13 protein-coding genes are annotated in these 16,876 nt (G+C 74.4%); 5 read left to right on the forward strand and 8 right to left on the reverse strand.

Features of this window, described 5'->3' with window-relative positions; genetic code table 11:
* Window positions 1–185: 185 nt before the first annotated feature.
* Window positions 186–1,646 carry a glycosyltransferase family 39 protein gene (locus AB0J40_RS34710; RefSeq protein WP_364461789.1) on the forward strand — a complete coding sequence of 487 codons (1,461 nt, stop codon included), beginning with the start codon at window positions 186–188 and terminating at the stop codon, window positions 1,644–1,646.
* Between the two features lies 1 nt (window position 1,647).
* Here AB0J40_RS34710 and rfbB read toward each other — a convergent pair whose 3' ends face one another.
* The 5 genes from rfbB to AB0J40_RS34735 form a co-directional block, all read right to left on the reverse strand.
* Entirely contained in the window at window positions 1,648–2,619 is a 972-nt protein-coding gene (gene rfbB / locus AB0J40_RS34715) for a dTDP-glucose 4,6-dehydratase (protein WP_364461791.1), read from the reverse strand.
* A 20-nt stretch (window positions 2,620–2,639) separates the two neighbouring features.
* A complete protein-coding gene (rfbA, locus tag AB0J40_RS34720) occupies window positions 2,640–3,527 on the reverse strand; it encodes a glucose-1-phosphate thymidylyltransferase RfbA (RefSeq protein WP_364461793.1) in 888 nt (295 codons plus the stop codon).
* 360 nt (window positions 3,528–3,887) lie between these two features.
* Entirely contained in the window at window positions 3,888–5,171 is a 1,284-nt protein-coding gene (locus AB0J40_RS34725) for an ATP-binding protein (protein WP_364461795.1), read from the reverse strand.
* A 204-nt stretch (window positions 5,172–5,375) separates the two neighbouring features.
* Window positions 5,376–5,906 (reverse strand): hypothetical protein, encoded by a 531-nt coding sequence (locus tag AB0J40_RS34730; protein ID WP_364461797.1) that lies wholly within the window; start codon window positions 5,904–5,906, stop codon window positions 5,376–5,378.
* A gap of 15 nt (window positions 5,907–5,921) precedes the next feature.
* Window positions 5,922–6,758, reverse strand: a complete 837-nt coding sequence (locus AB0J40_RS34735; protein ID WP_364461799.1) for a hypothetical protein — start codon at window positions 6,756–6,758, stop codon at window positions 5,922–5,924.
* 64 nt (window positions 6,759–6,822) lie between these two features.
* Here AB0J40_RS34735 and AB0J40_RS34740 point away from each other — a divergent pair, with 64 nt between their 5' ends.
* Genes AB0J40_RS34740 through AB0J40_RS34750 form a run of 3 tightly spaced genes read left to right on the forward strand, consistent with a single transcriptional unit; the run spans window position 6,823 to window position 13,611 of the window.
* On the forward strand, window positions 6,823–8,154 hold the full coding sequence (locus AB0J40_RS34740; RefSeq protein WP_364461801.1) for a helix-turn-helix transcriptional regulator: 1,332 nt from the start codon (window positions 6,823–6,825) through the stop codon (window positions 8,152–8,154).
* Window positions 8,138–10,867 (forward strand): AAA family ATPase, encoded by a 2,730-nt coding sequence (locus AB0J40_RS34745; protein ID WP_364461804.1) that lies wholly within the window; start codon window positions 8,138–8,140, stop codon window positions 10,865–10,867. Before AB0J40_RS34740 ends, AB0J40_RS34745 begins: the two co-directional genes overlap by 17 nt.
* A 2-nt stretch (window positions 10,868–10,869) precedes the next feature.
* A complete protein-coding gene (locus tag AB0J40_RS34750; protein ID WP_364461807.1) occupies window positions 10,870–13,611 on the forward strand; it encodes an AAA family ATPase in 2,742 nt (913 codons plus the stop codon).
* Window position 13,612: 1 nt separating this feature from the next.
* Here the strand turns inward: AB0J40_RS34750 and AB0J40_RS34755 are convergent, their stop codons facing one another.
* The 3 genes from AB0J40_RS34755 to AB0J40_RS34765 form a co-directional block, all read right to left on the reverse strand.
* On the reverse strand, window positions 13,613–14,260 hold the full coding sequence (locus AB0J40_RS34755) for a response regulator transcription factor (protein WP_364462079.1): 648 nt from the start codon (window positions 14,258–14,260) through the stop codon (window positions 13,613–13,615).
* A gap of 105 nt (window positions 14,261–14,365) precedes the next feature.
* Window positions 14,366–15,259: a TIGR03619 family F420-dependent LLM class oxidoreductase gene (locus AB0J40_RS34760; RefSeq protein ID WP_364461809.1), complete on the reverse strand. Its 894-nt coding sequence runs from the start codon at window positions 15,257–15,259 to the stop codon at window positions 14,366–14,368.
* Window positions 15,260–15,351: 92 nt separating this feature from the next.
* Window positions 15,352–16,242, reverse strand: coding sequence for an NAD(P)H-binding protein (locus tag AB0J40_RS34765; protein WP_364461812.1), 891 nt, complete (start codon window positions 16,240–16,242; stop codon window positions 15,352–15,354).
* 96 nt (window positions 16,243–16,338) lie between these two features.
* On the opposite strand from AB0J40_RS34765, the gene AB0J40_RS34770 reads away from it, so the two are divergent.
* Window positions 16,339–16,839 carry a helix-turn-helix domain-containing protein gene (locus tag AB0J40_RS34770; RefSeq protein ID WP_364461815.1) on the forward strand — a complete coding sequence of 167 codons (501 nt, stop codon included), beginning with the start codon at window positions 16,339–16,341 and terminating at the stop codon, window positions 16,837–16,839.
* The last annotated feature ends 37 nt before the right edge of the window (window positions 16,840–16,876 follow it).

The raw sequence follows: 16,876 nt of genomic DNA on the forward strand, positions 1-16,876 counted from the left end.
CCCCAGGACAGAGCCGGTTCGCGGGGGAAGTCTAGGGGAATCGCTACCCTCACCTTGCGTGGTCAAACATCACTTCCGAGTGACTACGAAGGTTGCGGATCCGCCCGGCGTGATCGACTTTCGTTGTGCGGAACGAAGACTCCCGGCCGCAGAAAACGCGAGGTAGGAGCCGGTCTACTGAAGGTATGACCCTTACCAGTGAGACCACCGAAACCCGCACGCGGCCCGCGTTCGCGCGGACCCCGGTTCTCCTGATCGCGGGAGTCGCCGGAGCCCTGCTCCTCGTCGCCAGCCGGAACTACGGGTTCTCGTTCGACGAGGCCTACTTCGTGGTGGCCGGCCGCGACCACCCCGCGTGGGGCTACTTCGACCAGCCGCCGCTGCTGCCATTCCTGGCCGCCGGGCTGGACCACCTGTTCCCCGGTTCGCTGGTGGCCCTGCGGCTGCCCGCGACCCTGGCCGCGGTGGGCGGGATCGCGATGAGCGCGCTCATCGCCCGCGAGCTGGGCGGCCGCCGGGTCGCGCAGGCCGTCGCCGCGGCCGCGTACGCGATGTCCGGCGCGACGCTGATCTGCCACTACCTCGCGACCTACTCGATCGACCCGTTCTTCTGGTCGCTCATCCTGTTCCTGGTCGTCCGCTGGACCCGGGTGCGCGACGACCGGCTGCTGTTCGCCGCCGGGCTCGTCACGGCCGTGTCGCTGCAGACGAAGTTCCTGGTCCCGGCGCTGTGGGTGGCGCTCGCCGCCGCGTCGCTGGTCTTCGGCCCGCGTGACCTCGTCCGCCGGCCGCTGCTGTGGGCGGGAGCGCTGGTCGCGACGCTGACCACCGTGCCGACGCTGCTCTGGCAGGCGGCGAACGGCTGGCCGTACACGCGGATGTCCGAGGTCGTCTCGGCCGAGTTCCCCGGCACCGGCGCGTTCCTGCTCGAGCTGCTGTCCGGGCCCGGCCTGGTGATCGGCGTGCCGCTCGCGCTGTTCGGCTTCGCGCGCCTGCTCATCGTGCGGGAGCAGCGGTTCCTCGGCGTCGCGGTCCTGCTGCTCGTCGTGGCCTACCTGCTGACGTCCGGCCGGTCCTACTACGTCTACAGCCTGTACGCGCCGCTGTTCGCCGCCGGTGCCGTGGGCCTGCAGGACGTCAAGTGGCCCACGGCCGCGAAGGCCGCCGGCTGGCTGCTCACCGCCGCATCGGTCCTCCAGGCGCTCGTCGCGCTGCCGATCTACCCGAAGTCGTGGGCCGAGCGCATCCCCGACGTGCCGCTGGTGCCGTTGACCGCCAAGGTGTTCGTGCAGTCCGACGGCCAGCTCGGCCAGCTGTCGGACGCCGTCGTGCAGGTCTACCGGTCGCTGCCGCCCGAGCAGCGGGCGCGGACGGCGATCATGACCGACAGCTACGCGTTCGCCGCCGACCTCGAGCTCTTCGGGGCCGGCCGGGGACTGCCGGCCGTCTACAGTGCACACCGCGGGTACTACTACTTCGGGCACCCGGACGAGGACGTCGACAGCGTCCTGTTCGTCGGCGACACGAGCCCCGTGGTGACCGCGGCGTTCGCCCACCGCCAGGAGGTCGTGCCGCAGCTGATGACCGTCCTGAGTGGACGGAACACGGCGTGGGACGCCCTGTGGCCCCGGTTGCGCACGCAGTGACTCAGCCCTTGAGCGGTTCCCACCAGCCGCGGTTGTTCTTGTACCAGTCGACGGTGTCGCGCAGGCCGGTGTCGATGTCGACCCGCGGGGTGTAGCCGAGCTCGGTGGCGATCTTGGTGATGTCGACGGAGTAGCGGCGGTCGTGGCCCTTGCGGTCCTCGACGGGCCGGATCGCGGTGTGGTCCCGGCCGGTGATGGCGAGGAGCCGTTCGGTGAGCTCCCGGTTGGTCAGCTCGGTGCCGCCGCCGATGTTGTAGACCTCGCCGGCCCGCCCCTTTTCGGCCACCAGCTGGATGCCGCGGCAGTGGTCGTCGACGTGCAGCCAGTCGCGGACGTTGAGGCCGTCGCCGTAGAGCGGGACCTGGAGGCCGTCGACGAGGTTGGTGACGAACAGCGGGATGACCTTCTCGGGGTACTGGTAGGGCCCGTAGTTGTTGGAGCAGCGCGTGATCGAGGCGTCGAGGCCGTGGGTGGTGTGGAAGGCGCGGACCAGCAGGTCGGAGGACGCCTTCGAGGCCGAGTACGGCGAGTTGGGGGCGATCGGGTGCGTCTCGGGCCAGGAGCCGGAGTCGATGGAGCCGTAGACCTCGTCGGTGGAGACGTGCACGAACTTGCCGACCTCGCCTTCGAGCGCGGCCTGCAGCAGCGTCTGGGTGCCGAGGACGTTGGTGCGGACGAACTCCGCCGACCCGGCGATCGAGCGGTCCACATGGGACTCGGCGGCGAAGTGCACGACGAGGTCGGTGCCGGCCAGCTCCCGCTCGACGACGTCGGCGTCGCAGATGTCGCCGGCGACGATCTTGAGCCGTTCGTCGCCGGCCACCGGCGCGAGGTTCGCCCGGTTGCCCGCGTAGGTGAACTTGTCGAGCACGACCAGCTCGTCGGGCGCGAACCCGGCGTACTGTCCGGAAAGGACGTTGCGGACGTAGGCCGAGCCGATGAACCCGGCACCGCCGGTGACCACCATGCGCATGGGAAAGGATCCTCCGGGGTTCAGACCGCGGTGAGCGGCCGCGCGCGGCGCGCGAAGTCCATGACGTACTCGCCGTAGCCCGAGCTGCCGATCCGCTCGCCCAGCGCGTAGCACTGGTCGGCGTCGATGAAGCCCATGCGCAGCGCGATCTCTTCGAGGCAGGCGATCTGCACGCCCTGGCGGGCTTCCATCGTCTGCACGTACTGCCCGGCGTCCAGCAGCGACTTGTGCGTGCCGGTGTCCAGCCAGGCGAAGCCGCGCCCGAGGTCGACGCACGCGGCGCGGCCCCGGTCGAGGTAGACGTTGTTGACGTCGGTGATCTCCAGTTCGCCGCGCGCGGACGGCTTCAGGCTCTTGGCGATCTCGACGACGTCGTTGTCGTAGAAGTAAAGCCCGGTCAGCGCCCGGTTCGACTTCGGGTTGGCGGGTTTCTCCTCGATGGAGATCAGGTTCCCGTCGGCGTCGCACTCGCCGATGCCGTGCCGGTGCGGGTCGGAGACCTCGTAGCCGAACAGGACGCAGCCCTTGAGGTCGTGGGTGGCGGCGCGCAGGACGTCGGAGAAACCCTGGCCGTGGAAGATGTTGTCGCCGAGGATGAGGGCCGAGGTGTCGTCGCCGACGTGCTCCTCGCCGATGATGAAGGCCTCGGCGAGCCCGTTCGGGTGGGGCTGCTCGGCGTAGTCGAGCCGCAGGCCGAGTTCCGCGCCGTCGCCGAGCAGGCGCTTGAACGCGGGCAGGTCGTGCGGGGTCGAGATGACCAGGATCTCGGTGATGCCGGCCAGCATCAGGACCGAGAGCGGGTAGTAGATCATCGGCTTGTTGTAGACCGGGACGAGCTGCTTGGAGACGCCCAGCGTGACCGGGTGCAGTCGGGAGCCACTGCCGCCGGCCAGGATGATGCCTTTCATGTGGGCTCCACGTTCTGGGTCGGGAGGTTCGCGTCCGGCTCCGACCCTAGGCGCGGGAGGAGTAGGAGAATGCCCAGTCCTGGCGCGGGAGTGGGAGGGCAGGGAGCGGGCGCGGTGGCCTGGCGGCGCGCGAGCTGCGGCGCGGGCTCGGTGGCTCGGTGGTGCGGGCTGGAGTGGCGGGCGCGGGAGCCGGCGGCGCGGTGCGGTGGTCCGGTGGGCGGCGGCGCGCGAGCTGCGGCGCGGGTGCGGTGCCTCGGCGGTGCAGCCAGGGTGCGGGGTCGCGGGAGCCGGCGGCGGCACCGGCGCGCGGGTGGCCCAGCTGTGCGGGTGGCGGCGCGCGGGCGGCCGACCCACGCGGAGTCAGCGGTGCCCGGACTTCTGCCGCGTCTCCGTGGTGGGCACGTACGCCGGCAGGTCCGCCGCGATCCGGAACCCGCCGTCGGGGGTCGGCCCCGCCTGCAGTGTCCCGCCCACCAGCTCCACCCGGTGGCGCAGGCTCGACAACCCCAGCCCCGACCCGCTTCCCGCCAGCACCTCGTCCGGCCGGCGCTGCGGCCTGGTGTTGATCACCCGGATCCCCACACCGTCCGGCCGGTAGCGCAGCTTCACGCGGATCTCCGCGCCCGCCGCGTGCTTGCGGGCGTTCGTCAGCGCCTCCTGGACGATCCGGTGGACCGTGCGGGCGATCGTCGGGGACATCTGGGAGCGCTCGCCCTCGACGTCCAGCTCCACCGGGATCCCCGCCGCCACCGACTCCGCCACCAGCGTCGCGGGGTCCGGGGCCGGCTGCGACGGCACGCTGGGGCTCGGGCTCTTCATCCGCTCGGACACGTCGGCCGAGGTCGTGTTCAGCACCCCGACCAGGTCGCGCAGCTCGTCCAGCGCCATCGCGCCGCGGGCGCGGATCTCCTCGGCCGCCTTGCGGACCTCGGGTTCCTTCGAACTGATCCCGAGCGCCCCGGCGTGCAGGACCATCAGGCTGAGCCCGTGGGTGAGCACGTCGTGCATCTCCGCGGCCAGCCGGCGGCGCTCCTCGAACCGGGCCTGCTCGGCCAGCAGGTGCGTCTCGCGTTCGGCCCGCTCGGCGCGGTCGCGCAGTTCCTGCAGCAGCTGCCGGCGCGCGTCCAGGTACAGCACGACGGCCGCGGGGCCGATCGTGCTGAGCAGGCCGACCGGGGTGAGCGTCCAGCTGGGCGCCCACGGCTCGCTGCCGATGACCGCCAGCGCGCCGATGAAGGCGAACGCGACGGGCGCGGGCTCCAGCCGGACCAGGAAGATCACGATCACCGACGTCACGCGGGGCAGCACCAGCGGGCTGGCCGGGTCCTCCGGGGACAGCAGGCCCGGGGCGAGCGCGTCGGCCAGCACCGTCGCGAACGTCACGGCCAGCGCGATGCTCGCCACGGTCTTCGGGAACCGCCGCAGCCCGAGCACCGAGACGTCGACGAACAGCTGCAGGACCAGGTCCGCGCGGGGGCCCGCCCAGCCGGTGGTGGGGTGGCTGTTGAGGCAGATCGCCACGTCGAGCGCGCCGAAGATCACCGCCAGGCTCAGCAGGGTCGCCAGTTCGTGCTTGGGGCCCACCCGCGTGCCGAGGTGCTCACGCAGCGTGGTTCGAAGACCGGGAGTGGTGACGTCCGACACGGGGTCCACGGTAGCTTCCGGACCCCCTCCCCGGCGGTGGACCGCCGGTTCCCGGGCCGGACTAGCGACGAAAGTTGGCCGCCGGGGGACGGACCGACAACTTTCGTTGGTTCGCCGTCACCCCGTCGGCCCACGGCAGCCGAAGGCCACCTCAAGTCTTGGTTAAATGTCCGATCTCGGGGTCGAAGGAATGCTACAAGTGTGTCACCCGTAGGGGTGGTGGGCTTCGCTGACAGCAAGGGTCACTCCTGGTACGGTCACTCCATAGTGGAGGAAGTGGCGCGCATCGGGCACCGGCGGTGGTTTCCTTACCGGCGGCGGTGTCAATAGTGTTCGGACGGTCAGATCCTTCGGCGGCTCTGGGGGCTGCGGGAAAGGCTCGGTTTTGCCGAGCTTGCAGGAAAGGTCGATGGCGGCATGTCGGATCCCACTCCGAATCCGGTCCTCGCCCGGGATCCGGGCGCGCTGTCCCGGTGTGCGGCACTGGCGTGGACGGAGTCCGCGCAGGCCGTGCTGGTGGACGCGGCGCCCGGCGGTGGCGTCCGGACCCTGCTCGCGGGTCTGGAAACGGGGAAACCGGGACAATCTGCGAATATCTTTCGCTTTTGCGCCGAAGCGGCGGACGAGCCGGTCGAGTTCCACGCGCTCGTGGAACTGTTCACGAAGAACGACGATCCCGGCGGTGCCATTCGGCGCACGCTGAAACTGCCCGCGGCGGACGGTTCGGGAACGCACCGGAAATTCCGCACTTTACGATCGCTTTTGCTGGCCGGGCCATTGCGGAAAAAGAATTCCGTCATTGTCGTCGAAGAAGCCCAGTGGTGCGACGAATCGTCGCTGCGTTTCCTGGACTTCCTGCTGCGCTGCGGCCGGGGGGATCGGTTTCTCGTCGTCCTCTGCCGCCGCCCCGACGAGCCCGGCCCCGGGGCGTGGGCGCTCGGGCAGATCGGGGCGCAGGACCGGTGCCACCGCCGGGAAGTCGCCGCGCCGAGCCCGGTCGACGCGCTGGCCTGCCTGCCCGCGCAGACACGCACCGTGGCCACCGCCGTCGCGGTGCTCGACGAACCGGACGTGACGAGGGTGGCCGCATTGTGCGGGCTGCCCGCGCGGTCGGTGCGGATCGCGATCGACGCAATTCGGCGCGCGAATCTCTGCACCGGAAGCGTGCTCGACCGGTCGGTCCGATCCCGCCTGCTCGCCGAAACGCCCGCCGACGAACTCGCCCGTATGCATTTGCATGCGGCCAGGATGCTCAACGACGACGCGCGCCCCGCCGCCGAAGTGGCCCCTCACCTCGGTGCGCTGCCGCGGCTCGACGAGCGCTGGATGGTCGACCTCGCGCTGGAAGCCGCGGCCGCGGCGCAGGACCCGGCGACCGCCGTCGCCCACCTTTCCCGCGCGGCCGCCGCCGAGCCGGCGCGGCTCGACGTCCGGCTGGCGCTGGCCGCCGCCCGGCTCGGCCTCGACCCGGACGCGGCGATGACGGAGCTGCGCACGGCCGCCCGCCATGCCCGAGACCCGCGCGACCACTGCGCCGTCGCGGTGCTCTACGCGCTCGCGGCCACCGCGCCGGCCGCCGCCGGCCACCGGGCGGACGGTCGGCGGCCTCGTCGACCGGCTGGCCCGGCGTTTCGGCACCGCCTCGCCCGCGGTGCCCGTGGCGGCCCTCGCCGCCGCGGCCACGACCCGGGAGGCCGCGCGCGGCCTGCTGCGGGACCGGGCCGCGACCGCCCCCCGCGCGGCCGCGGCCCGTCACCCCGGCGCCCGGGACCTCGCCGACCGGGCGGTCGCCCTCGCGCTGACCGGCCGCGGCACCGAGGTCGCCGCGGCCTGCGCCCGCGCCGTGGTCCGGCTGCCCGCGGCGGCTGCCTCGAGCGACGACCTGCTCGCCGCCGCGCGGACCCTGCGCCTGGTCGACGACGCGCCGAACACCCTGCGGGCCCTCGACCGCGCGGTGGCCGAGGCCGCGGTGCGCGGCGACCGGCCCGCGCTCGGCCGGGCGCTCGCCGCCCGCTCCCGCGTGCTGCGGGAAAGCGGCGACCGCGACGGCGCGCTCGCCGACGTCCGCGTCGCGGCGCTGGCGAGCGCCGGGCAGCGCCCGGACCTGATGGTCCGCACGACGCTGGCCACCGCCCTGCGCGACGACGGCGAGCCGGCCGCCGCCGAGCGGCTGCTGCTCGCGGCGCGCCCGGAGGAACTGGCCGCCGCGCCGGCGGACCGCCACCTCTGGCTGCTCGGCCGGGCGCGCGGCCGCGCGCTGCGGTCCGATGTGGACGGCGCGCTGGACCTCCTGCTGGAATCCGGCCGGGGCCAGGACGAGGCCGGCATCGGCAACCCGGTGTTCGCGCCGTGGTGGTTCACCGTCACCCTGCTGCTGGCCGGCGCGGGGCGGCACCGCGAAGCCGGCGGCTACGCCGAACGCGGGCAGGAGCTCGCCGCGCGCTGGCCGACCGCGACGGCCCGGGGCCTGGTGCTGCTCGGCCGCGGTGCCGGCGCGTCCGGGGCGCGGGCGGTGGAGCTGCTGGCCGAGGCGAGCCGGGTGCTGGCGACCTCGCCCTGCCGGGTCGAGTACGCGCGGTCGGAATACCTGCTGGGCAAGGCGTTGACGCTCGTCGGCGACCGCAAGACCGCGCGACGGCACCTGCGCCAGGCGGCGATGCTGGCCGCCGGCTCGGGGTGGCACTCGATCGGCGGGCCGGCCAGGGACCTGCTCGAGGAGTCCGGCGGCCGGCTGCGGCAACCGCGTGCCGACGTGCTGACGCTGCGCGAACGGGAGGTGGCAGGCCTGGTCGCCGGCGGCGCGAGCAACCGCGACGTCGCGAGCGCCCTGTTCGTCTCGCCGCGGACCGTCGAGCTGCACCTGACCAACGTCTACCGGAAGCTGGCCGTGGACAGCCGCGCCGAGCTGGCCACGGCGCTGCGGGCGAGCGCGGGACCGGCCGTCCCGGAGGCCGCGAAGAGGACGCATGGGCTCGCCGGGTGAGGACGAGGAGGCCGGGCCCGCCGCGTCGCCGGAGGTGACCGGGGTGCCGTACCAGCGCGGCGTTTCCGCGACGCGGCTGGCCGAGCGGGACGAGGAGGCCGCGCTGCTGACCGGTCTGGTCGGCGACCTGCGCGAGGGACGCTCGGCGGTCGTGACGGTCACCGGCGCGCCGGGGTCCGGCCGCAGCGCGCTGCTGGCGTCCGTGGCGGCGACGGCCCGGGCGGCCGGGCTGCCGGTGGCCCACGTGCCGTGCTGCCCGTCGGACCGCACCGAGCCGTTCACCGTGCTGCACGAGGTCTTCGCCGCGCTCGGCGTCGCGCTGCCGGCGCTCGCGGACCCGCCGGACGAGGACGAGCTGTGCCGGGACCTCTACGCCGGGCTCGGCGGGCGGCCGCTCGTGCTCGTCGTCGACGACCTGCACTGGGCCGACGCCCCCACCCGCGCGTGGCTGCGCGTGCTTTCCGGGTACCGGGCCGGGGTGCCGGTGCTGCTGGTGGTCAGCGAGACCAGCGGGCTGGACACCTGGGAGCCCGCGACGGACGCCACCCACGGGGTCCGGCTGCGCCCGCTCGGCGACGCCGCGGTGGCCGCGCTGGTCCGCGTGCGCCTGGCCGGCGCGGACGACCGGGTCGTCGAGCACGCCGTGCGCGGCAGCGGCGGGAACCCGGCGGTGCTGACCGAGGCGCTCGCCCGGCTGAGCATGGATCCCGCCGGCGCGCCGGAACCGGCCGGGCTGTTCACGCGCGTCGCCACCGAGCGGCTGCTGCGCCTGGTCGACGGCCTGCCCGCCGGGCTGCTCGCCGTGCTGCGCGCGGTTTCGGTGTGCCAGGAGGGGTTCGGCCCGGCGTTGCTGGCCGAGCTCGCCGGCTGTCCGCCGGACCGGTTCGCCGCGGACCTCGCCCGGCTGCGGGCCCTCGGCCTGCTCACCGCGGACGGCAAGCTCGCCGGGCCGGACATCGGCCAGCGCGCGCTCCGCGGGATGACCGAAGAGAACCGCGACGCGTTCTTCGCCCGCGCGGCCGAGCTGGGCTGGGCACGCGGCGTCGCGAACGCAGCCGTCGCGGCGATCCTGCGGCGGACCCGGGTGATCGGCGAGCCGTGGGTGGTGGAGGTGCTGCGCGCGGCCGCCCGGCTCGGCCAGGCCGACGGCCGCGACGGGCAGGCGACGGCGTCGCTGCGGCGGGCGCTGCGGGAACCGCTCGAACCGGCGCAGCGCGCGGCCGTGCTGATCGACCTCGGCGCCGGGGAACTGCTGCTGGACACCGAGGCCGGCGACCGCCACCTCGCCCAGGTGCTGTCCGAAGTGGACGGTCCGGGCCTCGGCCGGTACCGGCTGCTGGCGGCGGACCTGCTCAACGCGCGCGGCGGCCTGAGCGCGCGCACGCTCATCGCCGCGTTCCGCCGCCCCGACGTCTCCGCGGCCGAGCGCGACGCCTTGCCCGCCCTGTACTGGCTGGCCGACGGCGAGCCCCAGGACCGGTCCGCGGTCGGCGGCTACGGCATGCCACCGCTGCCCGAGCGGCCGGCCGATCCGGCGCAGGCCGCCGTCGCCGCGGTGCTGCTCGCCCGGCGCGGCGTGCGCCCGGCCCGGGTGCGCCGGCTCGCGCGCGCCGCGCTGGCGCAGCCGATCGCGGACGCCGGCTCGCTGACCGTGCGCGCCGCGGCGGTCCGCGCGCTGACCCTCACCGGGGACTTCGGCGAGGCCGCCGTCCACGGCGAGGAAGTACTCGCGCGCGCCCGCCGCCAGGGCGCCCGCACGCTGATCGCCCGCGCCCTCGTCGACCGGGCCGAACGGCACCTCGCGGTCGGCGTCCTCGACGACGCCGAGGCGGACCTGGCCGAGGCGCACGAACTGGTGCCGCCCCGGTACTGGCACCCGGCGCTGCGCGCCCGGGTCGTCGCGACCGAGGCGCGGGTGCACCTCGACGCCGGCTGCCCCGACCTCGCCCGGCGAACGCTCGACCGCGACCACGTCGAGCCGGGACCGGGCCTCGGCAGCGCGTTCCTGTTGTACGCCAAGGGAACGACCCTGCTCGACGAGGGACGGCCCGAGCAGGCGCTCGCCCCGCTGCGGGAGTGCGGCCGCCGGCTTTCCGCGCGCGGCTGGGAAAACCCCGAGCTGCTGCCCTGGCGTTCCGCGGTGGCGCGGTGCCTGGTGGCGGCCGGCGAGCGGGCGCCCGCCCGGCGGCTGCTCGGCGAAGAACTCGCCGCCGCGACCGCGTGGAGCACCCGGGCCGCCGTCGGCGGGGCGCACCTGGCCGCCGCGCGCACCCTCGGCCCCGAAGACCCCGGCCACGCCGGGCACCTGGCGCGGGCGGCCGGGCTGCTGGACGGCACCGGCAGCCACCTGCGGCACGCGACGGCGCTGGTGGAGCTGGGCGCGATCGCCGGCGACGAGGCCGACGCCCACCTCGCGCGGGCCGGTGCGCTGGCGGCGCGGTACCGCTGGCCGGGGGTCCTCGCCCGGCTGCGGGACCTGACCGGCGGGCCGGAGGCCGACCGGCAGCCCGTGCTTTCCGAAGCCCAGCGCCGGGTCGCGGACCTGGCCGCCGCGGGCACCTCCAACGCCGACATCGCCGACCGGCTCGAAGTGACCCGGCGGACGGTCGAGCTGCACCTGACCAACGTCTACCGCAAGCTGGGGATCGGGGGCAGGCACCAGCTCGCCGACGCGCTGGCCGCCGCGGGGCGCCCGGGCGGCGGGGAGGGGTAGGCGTGACGCTGCCGGAACGCGAGACCGAGCTGCGCCTGCTGTGCGGTGCGATCACCGCGGCCGGGGCGGGGGAAGGCTCGGTCACGGTGGTCACCGGGCCGCTCGGCGTGGGGAAGACCGCGCTGCTCAAGGAAGTCCTGCGGATCGCCCCGACGCGGCCCGGCGCACCGCGGGTGCTCACCGCGTCGGCGAGCCGGACCGAGCAGGACTTCGACTTCGGGGTGGCCTGCCAGGTGCTCGAGCCGGTGGTCGCCGAGGCCGGCGAGCACGACGCGGAACGCTGGTTCGCCGGCACCGCTTCGGCGGCGCGGTGGCTGTTTCCCGGCGCCCCCGGCTGGCCCGGCTGGGAACCGGACGGCCACCACGACGTGCTCACCGCGCACGGCCTGGCCGGCCTGCTCGCCGCGATCGCCGCCGACCGGCCGCTCGTCGTGCTGGTCGACGACCTGCACGTCGCCGACCGGCAGTCGCTGACCTGGCTGCGGCAGTGCGCCCGGCGCATCCGCGACGTGCCCTGCGCGCTCGTCGTCGCGGTCCGCGAAGGCGACCCGGGAGCCGACCGGCCGGCGATCCGCGAGCTGTGGGAGCTGGCGAAGACGCGGATCCGGCCGCCGAACCTGTCCGAGGCCGGTGTCGCGGCCGCGTTGCGCGCGGCCTCCGACGCGCGGGCCGGCGATGCCCGGTTCGTCGCCGCCTGCCACGCGGCGAGCGCCGGAAACCCGTTGTACCTCACCGAAGCCGTCCGCGGTGACCACCGCACCGGGCCGTCCCTGCTGAAGGAGCGGCTCACCGCCCAGCTCGCCGTGCTGCCTCCGGGGGTCGGCGAGTGCGCCAAGGCGATCGCGGTGCTCGGCGACCACGCCGAGCCGTGGCTGGTCGAGCGCCTCACCGGCGGCGACTCGGTGGCCGTCGCGGAGGCCGTGCGCGCCCTGCGCCGGCTGGGGATCCTCGGTCCGGCGGCCCCGCCGCGGTTCGCCGCGCCCGTGGTGCGGGCCGCGGTCGAGGCGTCGACGACAGCGCCGGAGGACCTGCGGCTGCGGCTGCACGCGGCGACCGTGTTCCACGAGGCCGGGTTCGCGGCCGAGACGGTCGCGGCGCAGCTGCTCGAAGTGCCCGCGCCGTCGCCCTCGCCGTGGATGCCCGAGGAGCTGCGCACCGCGGCCGACGCGGCGACCCGCCGCGGGCAGCCCGAGACGGCGGCGCGCTACCTGCGCCGCGCGCTGCTCGACCTGCCGCCCGACGGCCCAGAGCGCGGCTGGCGGCTGGTGGACCTGGCGCTCACCGAAGCCGCTTTCGACGTCCCCGCCGCGATCCGGCACCTCATGCAGGCGGTCGGCCTGCTGCCCACCCCGCGGGAGCGGGCCGAGGCGGTCACCCTGCTGCCGCTTTCGGCGTTCCTCCGGCCGGAAGCCGCCGTCCTCGTCGGGCGCGTCCGGCCGGAGGACGCCGGTGCGCAGGCCGGGCTCCGCCTGGAGGCACGGATCCGGCTGACCCGCTGCGAAGATCCGGTGCTGCTGGCCGGCGCGGCCGACCGCCTGCGCGAGCTGGGCCCGGAGCCGCCGATCGGCACCGTCGCCGAGCGCGAGCTGCTGGCGGTGCTGCTCCACGCGGCCACGCTGAGCGCCGGGGTGTCCGCGCGGACCGTGGCGGAGCTGACCGAGCGGCTGCTGCGCTGCGCTCCCGCGTCGTCCACGGAGTTCGCGGACACCGCGCCGCTGCTGATCGTCTGTTCGTTCGCCGCGGGCTCGGCCGGGCAGCCGTCGTCGTGGCTGGAGAGCGCGGTGGGGGAGACGGCCGAGGGGCGGCCGGCGTCGCTGATCGCGGCGCGCGCGGCCGAGCTGGCCCAGAGCGGGCAGCTGACCCGCGCGCGGGCCACGGCCTGGGAGGCGTACGAGCTGATCGGCGGCGACCTCGCCGAAGTGGCCGAGTCGCTCGTGATGGCGCTCGTCTCGGTCGCGATCATCGCCCGGGACGAGCGGCTGGCGGCCACGTTGGTCGAGCACTACGACGAGGCCGCGCTGGGGCGGACCGGCCTGCACGTCCGGGCCGCGCTGCTGATGCTGCGCGGTGCGGTGGCGGCGGTCGAGGACCCCCGCGGCGCGCTGGCGCGGTTCCTCGACTGCGGCGCGGCCCTGCACCGCGCGGGCTGGCGGAACCCGGCGCTGTTCCCGTGGCGGACGTGGAGCGCCTGGCTCCAGCGCCGGCTCGGCGACCGCGTCTCGGCCGGTGAGCTGATCGACGACGAAGTCCGCTGGGCACGCCGCTGGGGCGCGCCGGTGGCGCTCGGCCGCGCGCTGCGGATCAAGGCGTCGCTGCTCTCGGGCGCCGAGGCGGATCGCGTGCTCGCCGAGTCGATCGAGATCTCCCGGTCCTCGGGCGACCGGCTGGAGCTGGCGCGCGCCCTGCTGGCGGAGGGGGCGCTGCTGTCCGGCGCCGCGGCGGCGGGCGACCGCCTCCGCGAGGCGTACCGGCTCGCCGAGGGCTGCGGCGCGCCGTGGCTCACCGGCCGCGGCGCGGAGGAGCCGGCCGGCCCGTCGGCCGCGCTGAGCGAGGCGGAGGGCCGGGTGGTCGCGTTCGCCTTGGACGGGCTGACCAACGGCGAGATCGCGGCCGAGATCAACGTGAGCAGGCGGGCGGTGGAGAAGCACCTGACGAACTGCTACCGGAAGCTGGGTATTTCGGGGCGCGCGGAACTCGCCGAAGTGTTCGGCGCGTGGGGTTTCGGGGCCCGCAGCAGCGCGTGAGTCAGCCCGCGAGACCCGCTTCGTGGGCCAGCAGGCCGGCCTGGGTCCGGTTGGCGCAGCCCAGCTTCGTCAGCATCCGCGAGACGTAGCTCTTCACCGTCGCTTCGGACAGGTGCAGCTTGGCCGCGATGGCGGCGTTCGACATGCCCTCGCCGAGGCAGACGAGCATGTCCAGCTCGCGGTCGGTGAGATCCGCCGTGCGCTCGCGGGCCTCCTGCGAGCGCTCGTGCTCGCCGGCCGACGCGGAAACCATCCGGCGCGCGGCTTCCTTGGACAGCACCGTGTGCCCGTCGGCCGCGACGCGCACCAGGCCGATCAGGTCCTCCGGAGGCGTCGACTTGAGCAGGAACCCCGACGCGCCGGCCCGCAGCGCCTTGAGGACGTAGCTGTCGGTGTCGAACGTCGTGAGCGCGACGAGGGCGGGCGGGTCGGGAAGCTTGACGATCCGCTCGATCGCGGTCAGCCCGTCCACCCCGGGCATCCGCAGGTCCATCAGCATGACGTCGGGCCGGAACCGCCCGGCGGCCTCGACGGCTTCGGCGCCGTCCTGCGCCTGCCCGACGATGTCGATGTCCTCGGCGGAGGTCAGCACCGTACGCAGGTGCGCGAGCACCATCGGCTCGTCGTCGACGATCACCAGGCGGATCACGCTGTCGTCTTTCCCTTGTGTGCGCACACCCCGCAGTATCGCATTGACCCGGCCCGCGCCGCGTCGGCGACGCGGAACCCGCCGGGCGGGTTCCGCGCCCGCGCGTCAGCCCTTGGCGACCAGGTCCAGCAGGCGGCCGGTGAGGTCGAGGTGCTCCTCCACGCTGCTCGTCAGGTAGGTCAGGTCGACGAAGGTGTGGTCCGGCTCGAGGATGCCGACGATCTTCGTCACCGACTCGGCGATCTGCGCCGCTTCCGTGCCGGGCGCGGCGTTCACGCGCAGCGCGACGCCGAGGGCCTGCGGGTCCCGCCCGGCCTTCTCGGCGTCCGTCCGGATCTTGGCGAGGGTCGAGGTGAGCACGTCCGCGGGGAACTGCTCGGGCACCGACCAGACGGGCAGCCAGCCGTCGGCCCGCTCGGCGACCCGGCGCAGCGCCTTTTCGCCGAAGCCGGCCAGGTGCACCGGCGGCTTGCGCACCGGCTTGAGGTCGACGTGGGACTCGGCGATGGCGTAGCCGACACCGTCGTGCGACACGGTGTCCTTGGTCCACCAGGTTTCGAGCAGGTCGAGCAGGTCGTCCAGCCGCTTGCCGCGCTCGCCCATCGGGATGCCGACGGCCGCGTACTCGTCGGGCGACCAGCCGATGCCGAGGCCGGGCAGCAGCCGTCCGCCGGAAGCGACGTCGATGCTGGTGAGCAGCCGGGCGAAGTTCGCGGGCTGGTACTGGGTGGCGTTGATGGTGCTGGAGCCGAGGATCGCGGTCTCGGTCACGGCGGCGGCGACGGCCAGCGCGGTGAACGGGTCCTGTGCGGTGTGGAACTCCTCGGGCATGGTGTCGTAGCCCGGGTAGGGCACGACGGGCGCGACCGGCGACAGCAGCCGGTCGCCGACCCAGAGACTGGCCGCCCCGGCCTGTTCGGCTTCGCGGGCGTATCGCGCGATCCCGCCCGGTGCGGCCGCCGCCTTGCCGAAGACCGGCAGGCTGAAACCCAAGTTCATGAATTCTCCCCTGGAGAGCGAACGGATCTTTGGTGATCCTCCGTCCAGTAGTACTCGGGTTTAGTTGCTCGTTCAAGCACTCACTTTCTCGGTCAGGGAACGAAGTACGGGCCGTTGCCGGCGAAGGACTCCTTGTTCGTGAGCACGAACTGCTCGACCGAAAGCGGTTTGGCGCCACCGACCGTCTCGACGACGTCGTTGGTGCCCGCGAAAACGCCGTTCCGGTAGTCGATCGCGACGTTGCCGAGGTGCTGGATCAGGTGCGCCGGCAGCCCGCGCGCCGCCATCGAGGCCGAGAACTCCTCGACGCCGATCGGCTCGTAGCGCACCGGGATCCCGAGCGTGGCGGCGATGATCCCGGCGATCTCGTGGTGGTTCAGCTCGACCGGGCCGTGCAGCGCATAGGAGGCGCCGGCGTGGGGCTCGGGATCGGCGAGGACCGCGGCGATCACGCGCCCCTGGTCGGCCGCGGCGATCGGCGCGTGCCTGCCGTCGCCGAACGGGAGGCGCAGCAGGCCTTCGCCGTCGCGCAGTTCCCACCACGACGTGAGCCACTCGGCGAAGAACGTCGGCCGCAGGTGGGTGGTGAGCAGGCCGGTCCGGTCCAGCACGCGTTCGGCGAGCCAGTGCTGCCGGGCCGCGTTGCTGCGGGCCTCGCGGCGCGCCGAGATCTGGGACATGTCCACGATCGAGCGGACGCCGGTTTCCGTTGCCGCCTGGGCGAAGGTGACGGTCGCGTCGAGCAGCCCTTCGCGGATCGGGTAGCAGAAGTAGGCGCCGGTGACGCCGTCGAGCGCCGCGGTGACGGCGTCGAGGCCGAGCAGATCGGCCGGCACGATTTCGGCGCCGGCCGCGGCGAGTGCGCGCGAGCGGTCGTCGTCGCGGCGGACCATGGCCCGGACGCGGTGGCCGCGGGCGAGCAGGTGGCCGACGGTGGCACTGCCGGTCTTGCCGGCCGCGGCGGTCACGAGGAACAGGGACATCGGATCTCCTTGCGGGGTTGTCAGTTCATTCACCGAACTACGGCACCGTAGCACAGTTAAGTTCAATGAACGAACTGCCGCGTGTAGACTTGCCCCATGGCCCTCCCCAGCACCTACGCGGACCGCAACTGCTCCCTCGCGCGCTCCCTGGAGATCGTCGGGGAGCGGTGGACGCTGCTGATCGTCCGGGACGCCTTCTTCGGCGTCCGGCGGTTCGGGGACTTCGCCACCCAGCTCGGGATCCCGCGCGCCGTCCTGACTTCCCGGCTGAAGGCCCTGGTGCGGGAAGGCGTCCTCACCCGCGAGAACGGCGAATACCGGCTGACCGACAAGGGCGTCGCGCTCTGGCCGGTCGTGCGCGCGCTGATGGGCTGGGGCGACGCGTTCTACTCCCCGGACGGCGAGAAGCGCACTACCCGCCACGACGCGGACGGCGGCCGCCTCGACGCCGACGGCCGGTGCGCGGAATGCGGTGTGGTCGTGCCGGTGCCGGAGATCCGCGTCGAGCCCGGCCCGGGGTACCGGCCGCCCGCGAACCCCGATCCGGTGTCGGTCGCCATGAACACCCCGCGGCGGCTGCTCGAACCGGTCGTGTGACCCGCGTCATGCTCTGTCACAGCGACCGGGCACCCGG

Source organism: Amycolatopsis sp. NPDC049691 (assembly GCF_040675005.1).
Taxonomy (GTDB): domain Bacteria; phylum Actinomycetota; class Actinomycetes; order Mycobacteriales; family Pseudonocardiaceae; genus Amycolatopsis.